Here is a 21,615-nt window from a genome sequence, read left to right as displayed (position 1 = left end):
GCACCCACCCGTATGCGGTACGCACCGCCGATGATGGCCGCAGGCGGGAACATGCTCGTCGACCTCCACGCCGCCCGCACGCACCGGATCACGGCACTCGCCTTCACCCGCGGTGCCTTCGAGGACGTGGACTACCAGCTCCGGCTTGCCGCAGCCGGTCTCGCGAACCAGATCCGCTTCGATCCGTGCATGGCCACCGACCACCACGACCATCTCGACGCCCGTGCACTCCTGCGCAAGAGCGCCCTGTCCGGCCAGGGCCTGGCCCGCTGCCGAACCTCCCACGGCACCCGCCTCTGGTACCTGTCGCGCTGGCATCCCTACCTCGCGCTCATCCGCACCCTGCGGGAGACCGTGCTTCCCACACGCCGAACACGTGGACTCCCCTGGAACCTGCGAATGGTGGCGCTGGCACGCGCCACCGTTGTCGCGGCCGCGTACACGATCACCCGTCTACGTCAGATCGTGGCGTTCCATGCCCGCGGCAGGGGTCGTCAGGCGCCACAGCTGCACAGCGACACGGCAGGCGGCACACAACTGAGCGGCACCCCGATCACCCCACCCGAGCAGTTCGGCGGCATCGGGCGGTGACACCAGAACCCGCCCGTACGCCCGGCCCGTACACGGGTCCGCCGCTACTGCGTCGGCCCGCTTCAGTAGCGCCGCATATCGCACCCGGGCGTAAGGATCACGCCCGGCCTCACGCACCACCTGGTAGCCCACCGGAGCCCAGTCCTTCAGGACGAGCTGGCTCTCCTCGTAGCACTCGCGCTGCAAAAGTGGCGACCAGGTCCTCGTCCTCCTCTTCCGGAGTCCCGCCAGGAAGGTTGAAGCGTCCGGCATCGTCCTGAACAACGACGGCACCGGTCTCGGCCTCGAACACCACCGCGTACACCTGACGAATCGGCATGCCCTGCGGCGGCGGCCACTGCTCCACCCACTCGACGGTCTCCTTCGTCAACACGAATTCCTCCTTCGGCCGCAGGATGCGACTTCCGCCCTTCCACACGAACGACGGCTTGTACGCGGGATTCAAGCACCCGCTCCAAGCCGGCGGCACCCGCGTCGGACGGCGGGACGCGTCCGGCTGTTCGGCGGCATCGAGGCATGAACGACAACGCATCCAGTAGGGCCGTCGCGGCAGGGAAGCGCTGCGGCTCCGGCTTTTCAACGGACCGCTCCTTTGTCACGAATGTGGAAGAGCCAAGTAGGTGAGCCGAGGTCTTCGGCTACTGTCTGCTCAGGTCTGGTCGCCGACGGGGAAGGCGTGCTGTGGCAATCGAACTCCCAAGCGAGGTAGTCGAGTTCCTGTCGTTCATCGGCATCAACTGGCCGACGGTGAACGAGGACAAGGTGCGTGAGTTCGGCGCGCACGTCCGGGAGTTCGCGCAGAACGTGGATTCGGTTCACCAGCAGTCGACGTCCACGGTGCAGCAACTCGGGCAGGCATACCAGGGCGCGTCCTACGAGGCGCTCCTCGCCAAGTGGGCTTCGCTGTCTGACAGCCACCTCAACGAACTGGTGCAGGCCTGCCACGTGGTCGCGGACGCGCTGGACATCGCTGCGGACGTGATCGTCGCGATGAAGGTCGAGACGATCGGCGAACTCGTCGTACTGGCCGCGGCGTTCATCGCCGACCAGGCCGCAGCGGTCGCCACCCTCGGCGCCGCCGAGGCCGCGGTGATCCTGATCGAGGAGGCCGCGAAGCGCCTGATCAACTACCTCGAGCAGCAGTTGGAGCAGTACATCATCGCGCAGGTGGTGGAGGCCGCGATCGGACCGCTGGTCGACACGGTGGCGAACGCCGTGCAGGGGCTGGTGTTCCAGGCCGCGGAGTCCGTACTCGGCGTGTCCGCCGACGGCGGCGGGGGAGGCTCCGGCTTCCAGATCGACCCGGACGCACTCGAGGAGCACGCCCGGATGATGCACGACCAGGCGGACGCCGTCGCAGGCCACGCGCAGATGTTCCAGTCCAAGATCGCGGGGGTGAGCTTCGAATGAGCAACCAGATCGTCAAAGCACTGGAGCACGGGGCGCAGAAACTCGGCAAGACCCTCGCCGAGGACGCCGGCAAGGCGTTGAAGAACTTCTACCGCAAGGCCGGCGACAACCTGAAGACCGTCGCGAAGAACACCCGGGAGATCGAGGCCAAGCACGCCAAGGACCTGGAGAAGATCTTCAAGGGCGACGGCAAGGGCGGCGTCCCGCACCCCCGCTCCGGCGGTGGCGGCAAGCGCGGAGCCGGCAGCAAGCCGCTGAACAACGGCAACCGCAAGGGACAGGGCGTCAACGGCAACGGCCGCTGCCAGACCGGCGGCGACCCGGTCGACGTCATCTCCGGCCAGATGATCACCTCGGCCACAGACCTGGAACTGCCCGGCCTGCTCCCGGTCGTACTGCGCCGCGCCTACGCCTCCGGCTACGTGGGCGGCCGGCTGTTAGGCCCGGGCTGGTCCTCGACGCTCGACCAGCGCGTCGAGATCGACGCGGACGGCGTCCACTACGCCGGCGACGACGCGCAGATCCTCCACTACCCGCTGCCCACCCACCCCGGCCAGACCGTCCACCCGCAGGCCGGCGCGCGCTGGCCGCTGACCTGGGACAGGGACAGCGGCGACTTCCTGATCGAGGACCAGGAACACGGCTGGACCAGGCACTTCCCCTCCGCCGCCGGACCCGGATCCGGCACGGCCTTCCGGGTCGGGGAGATCCGCCCGATCGTCGCGCTGAGCGACCGCAACGGCCACCGCATCGACTTCCTCCACGACGACGACACGCTCCACCCCGTCGAGGTCCGGCACTCCGGCGGCTACCACGTCGCCGTCGACACCGTGCACACCGCCGACGGGCCCCGGATCGAGGAACTGCGCCTGCTCGACGGCACCAACCACGGCCTCGGCACAACCGTCGTCGGCTTCCGGTACGACATGCGCGGCCGGCTCACCGACATCCTCAACTCCTCCGGCCAACCGCTGATCTACGACTGGGACGACCAGGACCGGATCACCACCTGGACCGACCGCAACGGCCACGGCTACACCTATGAGTACGGGCCCGACGGCCGCGTCGCCCACGGCCGCGGCCCGGACGGCGCCCTGGACGCCGACTTCGGCTACGACACCGCCGGCCGGCGCACCACCGTCACCGACAGCCTCGGCCACACCACCGAGTACCACTACGACGAGCACCACCACCTCACCGCCGTCGTCGACCCGCTCGGCCACGCCGTCCACGTCGACCACAACCCCCACGGACAACTGCTCGCCTACACCGACGCCCTGGGCAACACCAGCCGCAACACCCTCGACGAGCAGGGCGACGTGGTCCGCGTCGAACGGCCCGACGGCACCACCCTCGACGTCCGCTACAACCACCTGCACCTGCCCACCGACATCACCACCCCGGACGGCCTGACCTGGCACCAGAGCTACGACGAGCGGGGAAACCGCACCCAGGTCACCGACCGCGCCGGTGCCACCACCCGCTTCGGCTACGACGACGCCGGCCACCTGACCACCGTCACCAACACCGCCGGCGACACCACCCACGTCCGCTGCGACCCCTACGGCCTGATCGCCGAAGCCGTCGACCCGCTCGGCGGCCGCACCGCCTACACCCGCGACGCCTTCGGCCGCCCCACCGTCATCACCGACCCCCTCGGCAACACCACCCACTACCAGTGGAACACCGAAGGGCAACTCCTCAGCCGCACCCAGGTCGACGGCGCCACCGACACCTGGGAATACGACCCCGAGGGCAACCTCCTCACCCGCACCGACCCCCAGGGCGCCACCACCCGCATCGAGTACACCCACTTCCACCAGATCGCCGCCCGCACCGAACCCGACGGCACCCGCTACACCTTCACCCACGACACCGAACTGCGCCTCGTCGAGGTCACCCAGCCGCAGGGCCTGTCCTGGACCTACCAGCACGACCCGGCCGGCCGCCTGATCTCCGAGACCGACTTCGACGGCCGCGCCGTCGCCTACCGCTACGACCCGGCCGGCCGACTCACCGAGCGCTGCAACGCGCTCGGCCAGCACATCCGCTACACCCTCGACGCCCTCGGCCGCATCCGCACCAAGGACGCCGGCGGCGCCGTCACCGAGTACGCCTACGACCCGGCAGGGCGCCTGTCCTCGGCCCGCAACGACACCAGCGAGCTGACCCGCCGCCACGACCCGGTCGGCCGCATCCTCACCGAGACCGTCGACGGCCGCACCGTCGAATTCGACTACGACGAACTCGGCAACCTCACCACCCGGCGCACCCCGTCCGGCAGCCTCAACACCTGGACCTACGACGCGGTCGGCAACCCCACCCGACTCGTCGCCGACGGCCACAGCCTCTCCTTCGAACACGACGCCACCGGCCGGGAGACCACCCGCCACCTCGGCCCCGAACTCTCCCTCGCCTTCGCCTGGGACACCACCAACCGCCTCACCGCCCAGACCCTCACCGCCACAGCCGGCGGCCAACTGCTCGCCCGCGCCTACCAGTACCGCCCGGACGGCGCCCTCACCGCCCTCACCGACACCGAACCCGGCCGCCCCGCCGACACCACCCACTACGAACTCGACGCCGCCGGCCGCGTCACCACCGTCCACGCCGCCGACTGGACCGAGACCTACGCCTACGACCCGGCCGGCCACCTCACCGAAGCCTCTTGGCCCGCCCGCAACAGCACCCCCGCCCAGGACACCCGCGACTACCAGGGCTCCCTGCTGCACCGCGCCGGACGGATCGGCTACCACTACGACGAACAGGGCCGGATCACCGCCCGCCGCCACACCACGCTGTCCGGCCGCACCCGCACCTGGCACTACACCTGGGACGCCGAGGACCGCCTCACCGAGGTCGCCACCCCCGACGGCGACCGGTGGGCCTACCGCTACGACCCGCTCGGACGCCGGATCGGCAAGCAGCACCTGGTCGAGGCCGACGGGCAGTGGACACTGCGCGAGCACACCGAGTTCACCTGGTCCGGCCTGACCCTGATCGAGCAGACCGCCTACGGCCCGGACCTGCCCGGCCCCTACACACTCAGCTGGGACTACCGCGGCCTGCACCCGATCGCCCAGAGCGAGCGCATGGGCGACGGCACGGAGCAGGACGACGTCGACCGCCGGTTCTTCGCGATCGTCACCGACCTCGTCGGCACCCCCACCCACCTGATCGCACCCGACGGCACCACCGCCTGGCAGCAGCGCAGCACCCTGTGGGGCGTGCCGGTGTCCGTCGGCCGGCAGGCCACCGACACCCCGCTCCGTTTCCCGGGCCAGTACTACGACCCGGAATCGCGCCTGCACTACAACGTCTTCCGCTACTACGACCCGGTCGCGGCCCGCTACCTCAGCTCCGACCCGCTCGGCCTCGCGCCCGCCCCCGACGCGTACGGCTACGTCCCCAACCCGCTGCTGGCCTGCGACCCGCTCGGCCTTGCCCGCAACGCCCGGGGCCAATACGCACGCGACCCGAACGCCGCCCCGGTGACCCACAACCGCGACAGCGAATACCCGGACTACTACCGGCAGAGCACCCACGACCACATGATCAAGAACTGGACCGACGAAGGCATCGCACAAGGAACCCACAGTCCCGTCGACGCCTCCGGCAACCCGATCCCGCGCCACCAACTCACCTGGCGCGACAGCAGCGGCCAGGTCATTCCGCCCGGCGAACTCACCTACGAGCACGTCAACCCGGTCGTCAACCACTGGAACACCACCGGCTACAACAGCGACCGCGCGACCCGCAGGAACTACTACAACGACACCTCGAACCTGGAACCGATGACCAGGAGCCAGAACTCCAGCGGCGGGGCCAGGCTGGGCCAGACGTACCGTCAGGACGTCGGCCCGAACTATCGTTGCTCGTAGTGACACACCCGGCAGACCTGACACACCGACCGCACACGTGGAGATCTGACATGGACTTGGCCGCGACCCTCTCCGGCATGCCCGGAGCCAAGGCCCTCCCCGGCCTGCCGCAGGCCTGGCACTGGTCGCCCAACCCCCGCTTCCACTTCGCGGCGGCGCTGACCGACGATCAGCAGCACGTACTCCAGATCAACACCATGGGCACCTACGACGAGGAACTCGTCGGCGCCGCCCTCGCCTTCGCCCGCGAGCACACCGCGCGAATCACGGACGACCCGCGCCCGCTGATCCCGCTGACCGGATTCACCACCGGCTACCGGGACTTCGACACCGTCGCCGTGGCCTCCCCCGCCGCGCACACCTACCACGCCCGCGAGAACCAGAACCTCCACCAGGCCACCTACGCGGTCTTCCCCGGCTGGCACTACGAGTTCTCCGGCACCGAGACCGCCGAGGAAGCCCAATCCCAGGTCTCGCACCCGCAAGGCCTGCGCGTCACCAACCTCGACCGCGACCCGGTGCCGTTCCTGAAGATGTCCTACAAGAACACCACCACCCGCTCCCACAGCACCGGCAAGAGCCGCGCCCTCACCAAGCCCGACGTGCTCCTCCGCGAGCTCGAACTGCTGGACGGAGCCGAGGACAGCTTCGTGGAATTCGAGAACTTCCGGAACCAGGTCTACCGCGTCGAATGGGAGAAGACCTACATCCTGCACACCCAGGACACCCGCAGCGAACTCGACCGTCCGGCGATCCTGGCCTTCGCGCAGACCGCACTGACCACCTGACACACCGGGCGGCGATCGCACAGAGCCTGTGACGAGCTGCGGCCAGGCCGAGGGGCTGGTGCAGTCGAGCTGTCCCTGCCAGGCCGACCGGGACATGATCGGTCGGAGAGCCGTACGGGGCTGTACGCGGCCGGCGGGCAGGACTTCGAAGCCCCGGGGCCAGTTCCACTCCGGGGGTCGCCATGCAGGGAAGCCGGCCCGGTGCCGCAAGCACCGGGCCGGTGACGGTTCGTCCGGCGACGGTAGGTCAGACTGTGCCCATGAGTCCCGACCGCCGCCCGCTGGAACTGGCTTTCTCCGAGCCCGCCGTCGACCAGGTCCTCCCGGCCGCCGAGCAGGCGCGCCCGCTGCCCGCCGGGAGCTCGCCGTTCCTGGAGCCGGACCCGATCGTGCCCGGCCCGTCGGCCGCCCGGCGCTTGCTCGCCCCACAGGCCTGACCCCTGGACCAGCCGCCCGCAACGCGGCAATCGGCGCGTATCGAGCTCGACGACCAAACAGCCCCTGAACCCCGCCGGCGAGGCGGGGACTCCGCGGCCCTCAACGTCCCGCGTTGCGGCTGCCGTGCGCGGCCTGCCACTCGGCTGTCGCATCCGCGCCTCGACTGTCCACCTCCGGTTCCACGGCCATCGTCGCCGTCCTGGCCTTCGCCACCGCCCGCCCCAGGAGGAGCACGTGCCCGTACAGCCCCGTCCCGTCGCGTTCGAACGGGTCGCCCCGGTGGTCCCGGTCCGCGACCTGGCCTCCGCCCTGGCCCGCTACCGCCGCCTGGGGTTCACCGCCGATGCGTACGAGGACGGCCGCGGGTACGGCTTCGTCTCGCGCGGGGCGGTGGAGCTCCACCTGACCGAGTGGGCGGAGCACGACCCGCTGCGCACCGGCGCGGTGGTCTACCTGTACGTGTCGGACGCGGACGCGGTGCACACCGAGTGGACGGCGGCCGACCTGCCGGGGCGTCTGACCGATCCGGCCGACACCCCGTACGGGCTGCGCGAGTTCGGCTACGTTGACCCGGACGGCACCTTGCACCGCGTCGGCTCCCCGAGCCTGTCCGGAACCCCGGCTGCTGCCTGACTGCCGGGAGAGGAGGAGTCCCGTGTGCGGTTCCTCGGTCGGGACAAGGCCGACGACCGGCCTTGTCTCAGGCGTCGGCCCGCTCTGCGAGCTGACGCGGGATCAACCCGACAGCTGCTGACAGCGTGGAGCCGTTGCGCGGCCGGCGCTCATGATGCGCTGGTGCGGGCGGCCTGGGGGTGGCGCGCGCTTCCCTGCCGCGCCGCCTTGGGACCCGAGCCCGTCCCAGGGAGCAGGCACCCGGCCGCCCGTTCGACTGTGCAGCCGGACGGACGGGTACGAGGGCTGACCGCCAGCGCCCTGTCCGCGCCGATGCCCGCGCTGCTGGCGGGTGCCCCGATCGTGTCCGTCGGCCCGGTCCGCCGTACGGCCGTGGTGCGTCCGGCTCGGCGCCGGGCCCGGCACTGCTGCCGCCGCTGAACCTGCGCCCCGCGCGCGTGCGGGGCCCGGTGCGTGTTCGCTCCGGGCCCGGCGGCGAGGCCGGAGCCGGAGCTGGGAGACGGTTTCGACGGCCCGCTCGACGGCCTGCCGGGACCGGGCGGGCGACGTTTTGTGGGGCGGCCGGGCATCTGTGTCGGGCCCTGTGGGGCGGGCCCGGGCCGGTGGCGTGGGGCGTCGGAGTCGAGGAGGGGCTGATGCGGGGAGCACCGACCACGCTGCCGACCGCAGTGGGGCGTTGGGCTGGAACGGCGCGCCGCAGCGGTGGGAGCAAGCGCTGCTGCGGGCCGCGCGGCTTCTGGGGCCGTCGTGGGGGAGCGGGCAGCGGCCGGTGGTCCTGGCCGCCTTGGCCCTGACCGTGCACACGGCGTCGGTCGAACAGCAGCGCCCGCCGGCCGAGGTGCCGCTGGAAACGCTCCGGGACCTGCTCGCCGACCCGGCCCGGCTCCGCTCGCGGATCCGGGCCGCGCTCGCCGCCGACGGCATCGACCGGGCGGATCCGCTGTGGAGCATCGGGCACGGCCCGACCCGTGTTCAGGAAGCAGACCCGGACCTGGTCGACGCCCTGCTCGACATCGCCCCCGAGGCTGAGATCGACGGCCTGGCCGTGCTGCTCGCCGACCGCCTGGACGGCATGACCGAAGACCGGGAGCGGGCGCTGCCCGCCCCGCCCGGGCTGCTACCGCCGCTGCGGATCGAACTCGACGCCGACAGCGGCCACATCCAGCAGACCAGGACCTGGGTCGGCGGCTGGTTGGCCGACGCGATCCGCTGCCCGGCCTGCCAGGCCCCGTCCGGCGGCGCCCTGACTGTCGACGGACCCGCCGTCACCTACACCTGCCCGGCCAGACACACCAGCGCGGTGCGCACGCTCGCCGCCTCGGACGTCCGGACCGTGATGCACACGGCCATCCGGACGGACACCGACGCCGAGCCCACCCCCGGCACCGGCCTGCCCTACACCCGGCTGCGCGTGGCCGGCATCCTGCAGGTCCCGATGATCGCCCCGCAGGGCGCGCTGCTGGAGTGACCTACAGCCCGTGCAGCGCCCGTTCGCACTCGGGGCGCCGCACGTCGGCGTGCTCGAGCGGTTCCCGGGCCTGGGGGGAAGCGGCCGCTCGCCTGGGCCCGCGCCCCGGGCAGCCGTCGTCTCGCGCTGCTGCTGGGCTGTCACCACCCCCCTGTGACGCAATCCTGGCGGGCCGCCTGTACCTCGAGCACCTCGCGACGGCAAAAGTCCTCCCCGAGTGTCGGGCCCGGTTGCCACGCTGGGCGGATGAACGAGGGATCACCCGATCAGTGGCGGGCCGCGGCCGAACGGATCGATGCGCGGATCGACGAACTCCGGCCCGAGGCCAACCGTCACGTGATCGGCCAGCACGTGATCTCCCAGGTGCTGCTCAAGCGCTTCGCCGTCCCTTTCGGCAGCAACGGGTACAAGCTCGTGCCCTTCAACGTCGACCACCCGGACCGTCGGCACAAGATGGCGAGCCCGCGCGAGTGCGGCAAGGTCAAAAACTTCGCGTGCTTCGCCTCTGCGTCCCTGGAACAGGTGTGGGGCCGGCTCGAGACGCGAGTACCCGACGCCGCCCGCGCGGTGGACCGAGGCGACGTTTTCCAGCACGAGCAGCACGTGCAGACCCTGAAGGACCTCATCGCCCTGCACCTGGTTCGCTCGCTGAACTACCGTGACGTTCACAGCCGGATCTTCGCCAAGGTCTACACCGAGCACCGCACCGCACTGCTCACCGACCAGTCCGACCTGCTGCGCCTTGCGGTGCTGCAGCGCAGCGGACTCCATCTCGCCGGGCCGCAGGGCTTGGCCGCGGCGGCGGACCAGATCCTGAGCGGGCACCTGCAGAACTTCGAGAACGGTGCGGACTTCCGGGTGCGGATCGAGGAAACCTTCGCCAAGGCGAAGGAGATGATCAGCGGCGGCGGGCTGGAGATCCTGGTTCCCGAGGCCGGTGAGTTCCTCTTGGGCGACACCCCCGCGCTGGCGATTCAGCAGGGAGAGGGCCGGACCGTCTTCAACGTCGCGATCGGCGACTCCACCGCCATCGTGCTGCCCTTCGGCCCTCGCCACCTCCTGGTCGGGAGGACACCCCGCACCGGCATGAACACCGCCACGCCGCGGACTGTCGACTTCCTCAACCAGCTGCAGATCGAGGCCGCCCAGCAGCACGTCTACCTCCGGCCCCACCGCGGCCAGGACGCCGTCGTCCGCGACTACCTCAACCGGGGCGGCCGGCGCACCAGGGAGAGAAGCCCGGCCCGCGGTTGAAACCGCTGGCGGTGCCCGGCGGCCGAGCGCTATTGTCTGCCTCGGCAGAAGCGCCTGCCCGAGCCTGATCCGACGCCCCCACGCGGCGTCGTGAGCGGACGGCTAAGGGTCACCGACTCGCGCGAGAGCAGTTCCACCTTGGCTTCGACGAGCACGTCGTCATGACCTGGGCCGGGGCGTGGGGTACGGCCGAGGAAGAAGAACCATGACCAGGAACCGTGCCCGCAAGAACGTCGCCCGCGAGCGGATGGCAACCACCGGCGAGCCCTACACTGCCGCCCGCCGCAAGGCCGGACCGCCCGAGAACGGGCCCTACCCGCCCGGTACCCAGTGGACTTTTCACAATCTCCGCCACCCCAGCACGGCCTTCCGGATGCCGCTCCACTACCTGTGGGAGCCGGACGGCAGCTGGATCACCGACGAGTACACCACCGAGGACATCTCCGCCCGGCAGCTCTGGGACCAGTGGGTGAAGCAGGTCGGCGCCCGGCTGTCCGCCAAGAACGACCAGGCACGCCCCGGCGACGTCATCATCTCCTGGTACGTCACCGGCCAGGGCCGGCAGCACAGCGTTTTCGAAGGCCCGCCGTTCGAGCTTCCGACGCTCGCTGGCCACACCATCCCCGAGAACTTCCTGACCTTCTTCAGCACCCCCTGCACACCGAGACCGGCGAGCCGGTCAACTGGCTGCGCCTGCCAGTGCTCGACCGCTGCTGGAACCAGTTCCGCGGTGACAAGGGCGGCTTCGTCCAGGAGGTCCTCGGCTGGAAGCCCTCGGTGCTGCAGCCGACCATGAACGTGCACGACCTCGCCCGGATCGCCGGACTGCGGTAGCGGCCAACACTGCCGACCCGGTTGGCGCCGGGTCGGCGGTGCCGCAGCGCTTCGCCTATTGGTGTGAGCAAGCAGCGGCCGTCAGGGACGCAGTACACGGAGGCTGGCCCGGAGGCCGACGATCAGGCCCGCCACTCTTGAGCGACGGCCGCCCCGTGAGGAACTGACCTGGCGAGCGGCCTGCAGGATCGACGGGCGGATCACACCTTCCGTCCGGCCGGGAGCGGGCGGATCGTAGCGAAGCTCGCCCGGGCGCCCGCGGTTGATGCGGGTACCCGGGCGAGCTGGGGGAGGCAGACAGGGGTTGCCGTGTGCACGGGTTCGGAAACCCCCGTCGTACGTGCGGCAACCCCTGGGTCCTCAGTGATTAGGCCTGGTTGACGAGCTGGAACTTCTCGTTGGGCTGGTTGTTGCAGTCGAAGAGGATGATCGGGGTGTGGTTGTTCCAGACCGGGCCGGCGCCGGAGATGTTGAGGCAGCGTCCGCTGGCGGGGTTGCGCAGCTGGCCGTCAGTGGTCCACTCGAACTTCTCGTTGCCCGCCCCGGCGACGCAGTCGAAGAGGATGATCGGGGTGCCGTTGTCCCAGGTCGGTCCTGCGCCCGAGACGTTGAGGCAGCGGTTGCTGGAGTAGTTGTAGAGCTGCCCGTCAGCGGTGAGCTGGAACAGCTCGTTGTTCTCGCCGTTGCAGTCGAACAGGATGATCGGCGTGCTGTTCGGCCAGACCGGGCCGGCGCCGGAGATGTTGAGGCAGCGTCCGCTGGCCGGGTTCTTCAGCCGGCCGACCGGGTTGGGGATCTCGTTGTCGGCGACGAGCTGGAACTTTTCGTTGGGCTGGTTGTTGCAGTCGAACAGGATGATCGGGGTGCCGTTGTTCCACGGGCCGGCGCCGGAGATGTTGAGGCAGCGTCCGCTGGCGGGGTTGCGGAGCTGGCCGTCAGTGGTCCACTCGAACTTCTCGTTGCCCGCCCCGGCGACGCAGTCGAACAGGATGATCGGGGTGCCGTTGTTCCAGACCGGGCCGGCGCCGGAGACGTTCAGGCAGCGTCCGCTGGTCGGGTTGCGCAGCTGGCCGTCGGCGGTGATCTGGAACTTCTCGTTGTTCGCGCCGAGGGTGCAGTCCCAGGCGATGATCGGCGTGCTGTTCGCCCAGGGGCCGGCGCCGGACAGGTTGAGGCAGCGTCCGCTGGCGGGGTTGAGGATCTCGTACGACCGGCTGGTCTGTTGGGCGATCCAGGAAGCGAGGCCGTCGGTGCGCTCGGCGTAGGCGCCGGTGCGGGTCTCGGTGGCGTCGGTGCCGAGGCAGCCGCCCTGCCAGGAGCGGGACACGATACCCGCGAGGGCGGGCTTGCCGTTCTCGGTGCGCCACAGGGGTGCGCCGGCGTCGCCCTTGCAGATCAGGCCCGAGGCGGTGGGGGCGAGGTCGAAGCCGTTGGCGGCGACGGTGCCGGTGGTGGCGACGGGGGTGTGGAGCTTGCCCGGGGTCCAGTCGGTGGCGGTGCGCCCGTAGCCGGCGGTGGTCAGGGTGCCGCCACTCGCTGCCGCGGTCGCGGAGAGGGCGAGCGGCGCGATGTCCGTGATGGGCGTCTGCAGACGGGCCATCACCAGGTCGCGGTTGGCGTGGGGGGCCAGCTCGACGACCTTGGTCAGGTGTCCGCCGGTGGTGTTGAGGTCGGTGCGGCCGACGGTGGCGGTGGTGGCGGTCTTGGGCGCGCCGGCGGTGACGGTGCTGGGGTCGTCGGCGAAGCAGGACTTCGCGGTGAGGACCCACATCGGGTCGACGAGGGCGCCGGTGCAGGCGCGGCCCTGGTCGCCGATGGCGAGGCGGGCGGTGAACGCGGTGGCGGGGTCGGCGGGCTGTCCTGCGGGCGCCGTGGCGGTGGAGCCGGTGACGCGCAGTTCGAGCAGGACGGCGTGGGTGCTGGGGTCGAGTGTCTCGCCGATGCCCTTGGTGCCGTTGGCGGGGACGTCGGTGGTCTCGGTGGGCTTCTGGTCGGTGGACAGGCTCGCGCGCACCGAGCGGTTGTAGGTGGTGATGCGGTAGGCGTCGGGGATGGTGAAGGCGAGGTAGCCGCTGGCGCCGGGGGCGGCGAAGCAGATGGTGTCCTCGTCGTCCTCGATCGCGGTGCGGGCGAAGACCTTGATCTGGTAGCCGCTGGGCTGGGTGCAGTTGGCGAGGGTGATCCCGCCATCGCCGCGGGTGAGGGTGATGCCCTTGTCCGCCAGGATCTGGGCGGCGCCGGGGTAGGCGCCGTCCTCGACCGCGGAGGGGGCGCTCGTACCGGCAGGGGTGTCGGCGAGTGCGGGCGCGGTGGACGCCAGCCCGGTCAGCACGGTGGCGGCGAGGGCGGCTGACGCCACCATCGCACCAGAAACACGATATCTCACGTAAATCCCTTTGCTTCGCCTGGGGGTGGATTTTGCTCTTCGCATATTCGAGGGCAAATAGGGCATCTCGGTTGGAAATGACCTGGCGCCTCGTCAGTCGCAGACCCTAATGTATGGTCACCAACCACGTCGAGCTGGATAGTTGCAGGCCAGAGGGCTGATTGATTTCCGAAGGTCGCGTGACCTTCTATGAGCTCGACCCGGAGGTATCCAGGCCCTTCGCTGAAGGGCCTTTTTGTGCTGCCCGAATCAAGTCCCGTGGAGGGGTTTTCGTGAATTCGCTTGTGCGTAGAAAAATATTCAGGGGGAGGGGGGCCGTGGTGCGTTGGCTGTGCCGCGGGGTGCTGCCGCTGGCCCTGATGGTGCCGCTGGTCTCCGCGGCGCCGGTGTCGGCAGACACGGCCCCCACGGGCCCGACGCTGACCGACCGGGGACGGGTCCTGCAGGCCTGGAAGGACGGCGGCCTGTCGGTGCAGGCCGCCGCCGAAGAGGCCCTCGCGGGAGGCGACGACAAGATCGCCGCGTTCCTCGCGCAGGACGGCGAGTTGACCAAGGCCGAGGCCAAGGACAACGAGCAGGCGCTCCTGCAGATGGCCGTGACCGGCGGACCGGCGCTTCGCAAGGCCGCTGCTGCCGCGCTCGACAGCCACGACAGGACGGTCGTCGCCGCGTTCCTGGCGCAGGGCTGGAAGGCCCCGCTGGAGCAGGACCAGCGGGTGCTGGTGTCGCAGCTGGTCGAGACGGGCGGTCCGGCGACCAAGGCCGCCGGCCTCAAGGCGCTCGACGGTTCGATCGAGGACGTCCGCGCGTTCCTGAACCACAAGCAGGACGTGACGCGTGAGAGCGACGCGCGGGTCCGGGTCTCCCAGGTGGTGGAGACAGGTGGCCCGGCCACCAAGCAGGCCGGCATGCTGGCCATGGAGGGCACGCTCGACGACATCACCGACTTTCTGGCGGTCGGTCAGCACATCGCCGCCGCCCGGGACCGTGAGTACGCGGACGTCGCCCAGCTTGCCCAGCAGGCCAAGGAGACCAGCGACCAGGCGGAGCGGGAGAAGGACTCCGCGCTCGAAGCGGCCGACCAGGCCGTGACCGGAGCGCGGCTGGCCCGCGAGGCTGCGCAGAAGGCCAGGGACGAGGCCGCGGCCGCACAGGGCGACTCCGTCAAGGCCGCTGCCGCCGCGAAGCGCGCCGCCGAGGCAGGGCGCCAGGCCGCGGTGGCGGCGAAGGCCGCCATCACCGCCGCGCAGGCCGCGAACACCGCCTCGCGGCTGGCTGCGGCCGCCGCGCAGCAGGCGGCCTCTGCCGCGGCCGGCGCCGAGAAAGCGGCTGCCCGGGCGCTGGCCTCGGCCGCGGACGGGAAGGTCAACGAGGAGGCGGCGAAGGCCGCCGAAAATGCCGCCGGACGCTCCCAGTACGCCGCCGACGCCGCAGACCGCGCCGCAGGCGCGGCGACCGCGTCAGCGAAGGCCGCCCGCGCCGCTGCCGTTGCTGAGGCCGACTTCAAGTTCACCGGCCTGCTGGCGAGGCAGGCCGACGACTACGCCAACACCGCAGGAGTGCACTCGGAAGAGGCCAAGCAGGCGGCCGCGTCCGCGGAACGGCACGCCGCTGAGGCGGTCCGTTCGGCGAACAAGGCCGCTGCATTCGCCGACCAGTCGGCGACCGCGGCCCGCGAGGCCGGGGCCGCGGCCCGCTCTGCCGCCACTCATGCGGCGAACGCGGCCGAAGCCGCCCGCAACTCCGCCCTGCACGCGGGCAACGCCACCACCGCAGCCGGCCGCGCCACCGCGCACGCCAACAGCGCTGCTGTCGCTGCCAACGCTGCCACGGATGCGGTGAACAAGGCCATCGCCGTTCACCAGCTCGCCCTCGACAGCGAGAAGGAGGAACGCGAGGCCCGCAAGGCCACCGGCATCAACCAGGCCCGGGATCTCAAGGCCGTCTTCGACATCAGCCTCGCCGAAGCCGACAAGGCCAAGACCCAGGCACTCGAACTCGATCAGACCGCCGCCCAGCTTGCTACCCAGGCCGCCCAGCCCGGCAGCGACATCGCCACCGTCATCGCCAACGGCCGCAAGATGGCCGTCACGGCCCTCAAGACCCGCGGATCGTGGAGCAAGTCCGCCGCCGAGTATGCCCTCACCGGTTCCGACCAGGCCGTCATCGACTATGTGCGCTCCGCCTGGACGGCCTCCTCCCAACAGGACGAACTCCTCCAGGCCCAGCAGCTCGCCCAGGACAGCCAGTTCGTCACGGTACGCACCGCCGCCACCAACGTCCTCGCCACGGGCGATCCCGCACAGCTCCACACCTTCCTGACCACCGGCCGCCACCAGGTCGCCCTCAGCGACTACCGGGTCAAGGCTTCCCAGCTCATGGAGACCGGCGGACCGGCCCTCAAGGCCGCCGCTCAGGCCGCTCTCGAGGCCAACACCGCCGATGCCCTGACCGCCTTCCTGACCCGCGGCCAGTACACGGCCAAGGCCAGCGACGACCAGGTCAAGGTCTCCCAACTCCTGGAGACCGGCGGCGAAGGCGGCGGAGAGGAGGTCAAACTTGCCGCGGCCATCGCCATCGAGAGCCCCGGCCCCGCCAAGACCGACTTCCTCACCAGCGGCCGCTACAAGGCCAAGCAGCAGGACGATCTGACCCGGTCCCACGAAGCGACCATCACCAACACCATCGCCTCCGCTTCCCAGGCCGCCGCCCTCGCCCAGCAGAACGCCGCCCTCGCGGGCAAGGCCGCAGCCGACGCCAACAACGCCAGCGCCCAGGCCCAGCAAGCCGCCGCCCAAGCCCAAGCCGCCGCAGCTGACGCCGCCCGGTACGCCAACGACGCCAAGACCTCCGCGGGCCAGGCGGACGCCTCAGCCGCCCAGGCACGCACTTCGGCCGCCACCGCGCGCAATGCCGCTGTCCAGGCCCACGCGAGCGCCGTCGATGCCCAGGCCTCCGCCCTGCGCGCAGCCGGCAGTGCCACCGCAGCCCGGGGCTCCGCCGACATCGCCTACGCCGCCGTCGCACGCGCCCGCCAGTCCGCGGAGAACGCGCATGAGTCCTCGGACCGCGCCGCAGCGATCAGCGACGCCGCGCAGAAGCAGGCCATCGCCGAAGCCGACCGCGCCGCGCAGGAGGAGGAGGCGTTCTGGACCTACCTGAAGTTGCGCCAGCAGGCAGAGGAGAGCGGCGTCGACTGGAACGACGTCTTCAACGGGCTCCTGGCCTTCCAGAAGTACTTCGGCACCAGCCTCAACCCGGCGGACTACACCAGCTACGACCGCTTCGCCGACATGATGCACACCAAGCTCGACATCATCGGGCTGATACCGGGGTACGGTGAGGCCGCCGACTTCATCAACTGTATGTGGACCGGCGGCGAGTACCTGGCCGACTACGCCAGTGGCGTGGACTTCGGCCTGTCCTGCTTCAGCATGATCCCGATCGCCGGCTGGGCCAGCGCAGGCGCCAAGTTCGTCAAGAAGTTCGGCAAGCAGGCCCTCGACGGCGTCGAAGCCGCCTGGAACTGGATGACCGGCGTCAAGAAGGCGGCGACGGCGGTCGCCAAGACCTGCGCCCGCAACAGCTTCCCGGCCGGAACCCTCGTCCTCATGGACGACGGCACCACCAAACCCATCGAACAAATCCAGGCCGGCGACACCGTCCAAGCAGCCGACCCACAGACCGGCGAAAGCGGACCACGCCGGGTCGAAGCGACCATCTACACCCCCGACGACCTCGACTTCACCGAACTCACCGTCGCGAGCCCGGACAAGGGCCAGCAGGGCACGGTCACCGCCACCGACCACCACCCCTTCTGGGTCCAGAACACCACCCAGTGGACCTACGCCGCTGATATCCGCGTCGGCGACACCCTGCGCACCGACACCGGCGCCACCGCCCAGGTCGCGTCCATCCGGCACTGGACCGCTCTCCAGCCCGCCTACAACCTCACCGTCGCCGATCTCCACACGTACTACGTGCTGGCTGGCACCACCCCCCTCCTCACCCACAACATCAACTGCGCGGAAGTATTTCCGGCAGTCAAAAAGGCTCTCGAAGCCCTCGGAAATAAAACCCTCGTGGTGTGGCAGAAGACTCAGCCTACCCGAGGATACGTTCTGGAGGCCGGGGCCAAGGGTGAAAGGAAAGCAACTCGCGCACTCGTAAGCGGAAACGAAGAAACAAAGGCTGCAATCAACAAATACTTCAAGGAAGAACTGGGCTACGCCGGGAATCTCAGCATAACCGCCGACGTCGAGACGAAACTCGCATGGGACATGAGGAACAAGGGCATCCATGAAATGGAGATCGTCATCAACAGGTCGGTCTGCGGAGGATACAATCCGGATGGGAGTCCCCAAGTAGGGTGCCTGAACGTGATACCGGACATCCTGCCCGCAGGCTACCAGCTTGTCGTCTGGTACCTGGACGAAAAGGGGGACGGAAGCTTGGTGGATAGGCCCACGGTAATCAAGGGGCGCGGAAAGCCGAAGAAATAGGCGCGCCGACAGGCGGGTCGCAGGTCGACCCGGAAATACCAATTCTTGTTGAAGGCCGCGCAATTGAGACGCGGCGTGGGAATTTGAATCAATGAACTGGGTTCGAAACGGGCCCACTGGATTCTTGCGTGCGGTGCCCGGATTGATCGCAGCCGGGCACCGCACATGGCCCGCGCCTCGACAGATAAAGCACTGAGGCGGAGAGTCGATCAATTCGGGTGACTGATAGTCTACGAGGGCTCCGGTGGCTGTAGTACCGCAGGAGACTGCGTCCGAGGTGACCGACGGGATAGCTGTCGGGGGCACACCGAACGTAGCGGAAATCGTTCACAGGGGTTGGTATGGGCTGGTGGGACAGAGCGCCGGGGGAACGGGAGCAGTGGGTGCTCGACCCGCTGGCGGGAGTGGGGCCGCTGCGCTTCGGGATGGACCCGGCGCAGGTGCGGGAGGCCCTGGAGAAGGCGGGCGTCCGGCCCGAGCTGACGTGGCAGACGGGAGACGTCCGGGAGTACTACCAGGAGCCGGGGCTGACCGCTTTCTACGCGCCGGGACCGCGGCTGGTCGCGGTACTGATCGACGCGACGGGCGGGCCGTTGCTGCGGCTGAGGGACGTCGAACTGGTCGCCCGGGTGCCCTCCGAGGCCCGTGCCGACATCCACCGCCTCGCCATCCTCGACGGGGCCGAGGTACGGACGAACCGCCACGGGGAGCCGGAGGTGCCGGCCTGGGGGCTGTCCGTACGGGCGGAACAGGAGTGGGGGCACTCGTCCACGGGACATAGGCAGCGCCGCGACAACATGATCACCGGTGTCCTGGCCACCGGCTCCGAACTGGCCGAGGCCCCCTGGAACACCGAGCCGGTCGCCGAGGCGACCCGCCCGTCGCACGGCCGACGGACGCCCCCAGGCCCTGGGCCGGTGACGGCCGATCAGGACCGGCCGCGCTGGGCGTGCACGCCGCTGCGGGGCGTCGGTCCGCTGCGGTTCGGGATGAACCCGCGGCAGGTGGCCGCCGCGCTGGGCGGCGAGGAGCCCGTCGAACGCGAGGGCCATCACCCATTCCTGCCGGGCGGGGGCCGCGACCCCGAGAAGTGGGAGCTGGACGATGAACACTACGACCATGCCGGCGTGAGCGCGCACTACTGGGAGGGCGCGCACGGCCCCGAACTGGGCGCAGTGAGCATCCACGGCCGCACCGGCCCGCAGGTCCTCCTCGACGGCGTCGAACTGGTCGGCCGCCGGCCCTCCGTCGTCGAGGCGGAACTCTTCCGGTACGCCGAGGACCATCCGCTGGAAGTCCTCTACACCCCGTACGGGAACGTGGGCTCGGCCGAGCTCAACGTGTGGGTGCGAGCCGAGCGGGACGGGGACAGCACGATCACCGGGGCCCTGTTCTGCATCGAGCAGTGGGAGTACAGCGACAACTGACGCTGAGCTCTTGGGGAGGCAGCCGCCGATCGGGCGGCGACCCGACGAGGCGGTGTAGCGGCGACCGGTCCCGGTGTCTCCCGTAGTTGCTGAGCCCGACTCGGGCGCTGGGCCAGGCCGTGTCCCGGGTGCTGACCGGAGACCGCGACACCCACCCCGACCCCTATCTCGAACTGCTGCGCCTGGGTGTGGAGCACGAGGACATCGAGGCCGAGGGCCTGGAGGTCACGCTGGTGGTGCCCGGCGCCCTGGTCACCGGCACCGTGATCTCGCCCGAGGCGCGGCGGAAGCTGTTCCTGGACGAGCTGGACGACTACGACCTCGCCCGCGCGGTCCGCACCGCCCACGGTCGGATCGCCGACGACGCCGACGAGGGCAAGAAGCGGCCGCCGGGCCGCCGGCACCTGCACCTGCGGGACGTCACCGTCCGGGACGGCCGCGCCGTCCACACCCTGCCGTCCTGGCGCGGCCCCCTCGCCGCCGTCTCCGGATGGACCCTCGGCCGCCCCGCCAAGGACTGACCAGCAAGGGCCGAGCCCACCGTCCCGGTGCGGGTGTGCGCGGCGCTGACCCGCGCCGACGGCGAGGTGCGTCTGATCCGCCGTCGCCGGCCGGGCGGCGCACAGCACTCGCGATCCGGCGGCCTGGTCGATGGTGGCGAACAGCAGGTCGTCAGGGCCGGGGAGGGTTCTCCCGGGATTGTTGGTAGCAGGCCGCCGCTCCCCAGGCCGTCTGCGTCACGGACGGGCAGGCCCCGTCCGTGACGCAGACGATGGCAGGCCTGCTATCGGTGGCTGCCCCGTCGGCGAAGTTCCCAGATCACCACGGCGGCGCCCACCTCGGTTGCTGCTTCGAGCATCAGCATCCAGACGGGCGGGACCGTGCCGGTGGCGGCGTGCCCGACGGCCAGGGCGGCCGCCTTCACCATCACCTCCTCCACGGCCCGCTCGCCCCCGGCCCGCCACGCCGCCGTCCACGGGCTTCCGAGGGCGCGCCGCACGAAGGTCGTCCAGCCGCCGACCACCACCGCGGCTCCGATCAGGACGACTACCCCGCCGACACCCGCGCCCTGCGCTTCGTGGGCGCCGACCGCCGTCGCGGCCACCCATGCGACCATCTGTACTGCCGCCCGAATGTTCATGCCTGAACTCCGTTTTGCTCCGGGAGCGGGCATGTGCCGCTCCTCACCCCTTCCGGGGGCTCGGAGCGGCGGAGACAGGAAGCGGTGAAAATCCAGGAGTTCGTCTTCGGTCGGGCCATGCGGTTCCTCCAGCACAAGGCGCTGTGCCCGCGCCCTGTGCGCGGCGGGAGGGACGATGCAGGGCCCGCGTACCTAACGCCGCGTCCTGCCGGAGGGCGGGACGCAGGCCGACGGGACGTCACCGGGCGGTGGCCCGAAGCGGACTGTCTCTGCCGGTAGCGGTCGGCCGGTGACACCTCTGCCCGGATGCCGGTGGGCACCTCCGTCACCGCCCGCGTGGGCGGGCCGCTGGACGGTCAGCTGGTCGACGTCACCGGCTGGGACGCCGAGATGCTGGAGTGCGGGGCCGCGCTGATGACCGGCCGAGGCCACTACGGTGCCGGAGGCCGCGCACACCATGACCGGCGACCCGCTCCGGTGGGACTGGCGGGCGACACGTCGCAGCCCTCACAGCCCACGCAGCGCCCGCTCGCACTTCGGGCACCGCACATCGGTGAACTCGGGCGGGTGCCAGGGCTGTCCGGGGGCGGTGCGCTCGTAGTGGGCGTGCTCCATCGGCGCGGTGTCCTGCCCGCACAGTGTGATGGGCAGTGGGTCCTCGGGGACGTCCGGGTCGGATCCAGCGGCGTGTACGGCGACCACGACCGGCTCGTCGCCGCCCGGTCCGGCCTGCTGGGCGGCCCGGACTTCGAACAGCACGATGATCGCCATGGTGTCGAGCGTCGCCCCGCCGGCCGCGGGCGGCCACCGGGAGCTCCGTCCGGTCAACTGCGGTGCTTCCTGTCGGTCGCATGCCGCGAAA

16 protein-coding genes are annotated in these 21,615 nt (G+C 70.5%); 12 read left to right on the top strand and 4 right to left on the bottom strand.

Features of this window, described 5'->3' with window-relative positions; genetic code table 11:
- Nucleotides 1-51 precede the first annotated feature (51 nt).
- Nucleotides 52-591: a hypothetical protein gene (locus IEZ12_RS33145; protein ID WP_189277492.1), complete on the top strand. Its 540-nt coding sequence runs from the start codon at nt 52-54 to the stop codon at nt 589-591.
- Between the two features lie 109 nt (nt 592-700).
- Here the strand turns inward: IEZ12_RS33145 and IEZ12_RS33140 are convergent, their stop codons facing one another.
- Nucleotides 701-1,036, bottom strand: coding sequence for a hypothetical protein (locus tag IEZ12_RS33140; protein WP_189277490.1), 336 nt, complete (start codon nt 1,034-1,036; stop codon nt 701-703).
- Nucleotides 1,037-1,272: 236 nt separating this feature from the next.
- On the opposite strand from IEZ12_RS33140, the gene IEZ12_RS33135 reads away from it, so the two are divergent.
- The 8 genes from IEZ12_RS33135 (at nt 1,273) to IEZ12_RS33100 (ending at nt 11,259) form a co-directional block, all read left to right on the top strand.
- A complete protein-coding gene (locus tag IEZ12_RS33135; RefSeq protein WP_189277488.1) occupies nt 1,273-2,001 on the top strand; it encodes a WXG100-like domain-containing protein in 729 nt (242 codons plus the stop codon).
- Nucleotides 1,998-5,882 (top strand): DUF6531 domain-containing protein, encoded by a 3,885-nt coding sequence (locus tag IEZ12_RS40260; RefSeq protein WP_189277480.1) that lies wholly within the window; start codon nt 1,998-2,000, stop codon nt 5,880-5,882. The genes IEZ12_RS33135 and IEZ12_RS40260 overlap by 4 nt, the downstream gene beginning before the upstream one ends.
- A 50-nt stretch (nt 5,883-5,932) precedes the next feature.
- Nucleotides 5,933-6,670, top strand: a complete 738-nt coding sequence (locus IEZ12_RS33125) for a hypothetical protein (RefSeq protein ID WP_189277478.1) — start codon at nt 5,933-5,935, stop codon at nt 6,668-6,670.
- 260 nt (nt 6,671-6,930) lie between these two features.
- Nucleotides 6,931-7,107, top strand: coding sequence for a hypothetical protein (locus IEZ12_RS33120; protein ID WP_189277476.1), 177 nt, complete (start codon nt 6,931-6,933; stop codon nt 7,105-7,107).
- Nucleotides 7,108-7,342: 235 nt separating this feature from the next.
- Complete coding sequence (locus IEZ12_RS33115; protein ID WP_189277474.1) at nt 7,343-7,741, top strand: bleomycin resistance protein; 399 nt, start codon at nt 7,343-7,345, stop codon at nt 7,739-7,741.
- Nucleotides 7,742-8,525: 784 nt separating this feature from the next.
- Nucleotides 8,526-9,209 (top strand): hypothetical protein, encoded by a 684-nt coding sequence (locus IEZ12_RS33110; RefSeq protein ID WP_189277472.1) that lies wholly within the window; start codon nt 8,526-8,528, stop codon nt 9,207-9,209.
- A 246-nt stretch (nt 9,210-9,455) separates the two neighbouring features.
- A complete protein-coding gene (locus IEZ12_RS33105) occupies nt 9,456-10,463 on the top strand; it encodes a DUF4238 domain-containing protein (protein WP_189277469.1) in 1,008 nt (335 codons plus the stop codon).
- A gap of 205 nt (nt 10,464-10,668) precedes the next feature.
- Nucleotides 10,669-11,259 carry a hypothetical protein gene (locus IEZ12_RS33100; protein WP_189277467.1) on the top strand — a complete coding sequence of 197 codons (591 nt, stop codon included), beginning with the start codon at nt 10,669-10,671 and terminating at the stop codon, nt 11,257-11,259.
- 405 nt (nt 11,260-11,664) lie between these two features.
- Here IEZ12_RS33100 and IEZ12_RS33095 read toward each other — a convergent pair whose 3' ends face one another.
- A complete protein-coding gene (locus IEZ12_RS33095; protein ID WP_189277465.1) occupies nt 11,665-13,659 on the bottom strand; it encodes a ricin-type beta-trefoil lectin domain protein in 1,995 nt (664 codons plus the stop codon).
- 341 nt (nt 13,660-14,000) lie between these two features.
- Between IEZ12_RS33095 and IEZ12_RS40255 the strand changes: the two genes are divergently transcribed.
- From IEZ12_RS40255 to IEZ12_RS33080, 3 genes are all read left to right on the top strand, one after another.
- Entirely contained in the window at nt 14,001-18,185 is a 4,185-nt protein-coding gene (locus tag IEZ12_RS40255; RefSeq protein WP_189277463.1) for a polymorphic toxin-type HINT domain-containing protein, read from the top strand.
- A 341-nt stretch (nt 18,186-18,526) separates the two neighbouring features.
- Nucleotides 18,527-19,612: a hypothetical protein gene (locus IEZ12_RS33085; protein WP_189277461.1), complete on the top strand. Its 1,086-nt coding sequence runs from the start codon at nt 18,527-18,529 to the stop codon at nt 19,610-19,612.
- A gap of 86 nt (nt 19,613-19,698) precedes the next feature.
- Nucleotides 19,699-20,133: a GvpU-like protein gene (locus IEZ12_RS33080; protein WP_189277459.1), complete on the top strand. Its 435-nt coding sequence runs from the start codon at nt 19,699-19,701 to the stop codon at nt 20,131-20,133.
- 263 nt (nt 20,134-20,396) lie between these two features.
- Here IEZ12_RS33080 and IEZ12_RS33075 read toward each other — a convergent pair whose 3' ends face one another.
- The gene (locus IEZ12_RS33075; protein WP_189277457.1) at nt 20,397-20,753 is read right to left on the bottom strand and encodes a hypothetical protein; all 357 of its coding nucleotides are present in this window, start codon (nt 20,751-20,753) and stop codon (nt 20,397-20,399) included.
- Between the two features lie 507 nt (nt 20,754-21,260).
- A complete protein-coding gene (locus IEZ12_RS33070; protein ID WP_189277509.1) occupies nt 21,261-21,524 on the bottom strand; it encodes a hypothetical protein in 264 nt (87 codons plus the stop codon).
- Nucleotides 21,525-21,615 lie beyond the last annotated feature (91 nt).

The organism is Kitasatospora griseola, assembly GCF_014648555.1.
Lineage (GTDB): Bacteria > Actinomycetota > Actinomycetes > Streptomycetales > Streptomycetaceae > Kitasatospora > Kitasatospora griseola.
This window is presented reverse-complemented; position numbering and strand designations above follow the sequence as displayed.

Excerpts from the sequence above, each read along its gene's own strand:
- IEZ12_RS33145 (WP_189277492.1), top strand. The coding sequence starts at position 52 with ATGCTCGTCGACCTCCACGCCGCCCGCACGCACCGGATCACGGCACTC.
- IEZ12_RS33095 (WP_189277465.1), bottom strand. The coding sequence starts at position 13,659 with ATGGTGGCGTCAGCCGCCCTCGCCGCCACCGTGCTGACCGGGCTGGCG.
- IEZ12_RS33125 (WP_189277478.1), top strand. The coding sequence starts at position 5,933 with ATGGACTTGGCCGCGACCCTCTCCGGCATGCCCGGAGCCAAGGCCCTC.
- IEZ12_RS33105 (WP_189277469.1), top strand. The coding sequence starts at position 9,456 with ATGAACGAGGGATCACCCGATCAGTGGCGGGCCGCGGCCGAACGGATC.
- IEZ12_RS33070 (WP_189277509.1), bottom strand. The coding sequence starts at position 21,524 with ATGGCGATCATCGTGCTGTTCGAAGTCCGGGCCGCCCAGCAGGCCGGA.
- IEZ12_RS33120 (WP_189277476.1), top strand. The coding sequence starts at position 6,931 with ATGAGTCCCGACCGCCGCCCGCTGGAACTGGCTTTCTCCGAGCCCGCC.
- IEZ12_RS33085 (WP_189277461.1), top strand. The coding sequence starts at position 18,527 with ATGGGCTGGTGGGACAGAGCGCCGGGGGAACGGGAGCAGTGGGTGCTC.
- IEZ12_RS33075 (WP_189277457.1), bottom strand. The coding sequence starts at position 20,753 with ATGAACATTCGGGCGGCAGTACAGATGGTCGCATGGGTGGCCGCGACG.
- IEZ12_RS40260 (WP_189277480.1), top strand. The coding sequence starts at position 1,998 with ATGAGCAACCAGATCGTCAAAGCACTGGAGCACGGGGCGCAGAAACTC.
- IEZ12_RS33100 (WP_189277467.1), top strand. The coding sequence starts at position 10,669 with ATGACCAGGAACCGTGCCCGCAAGAACGTCGCCCGCGAGCGGATGGCA.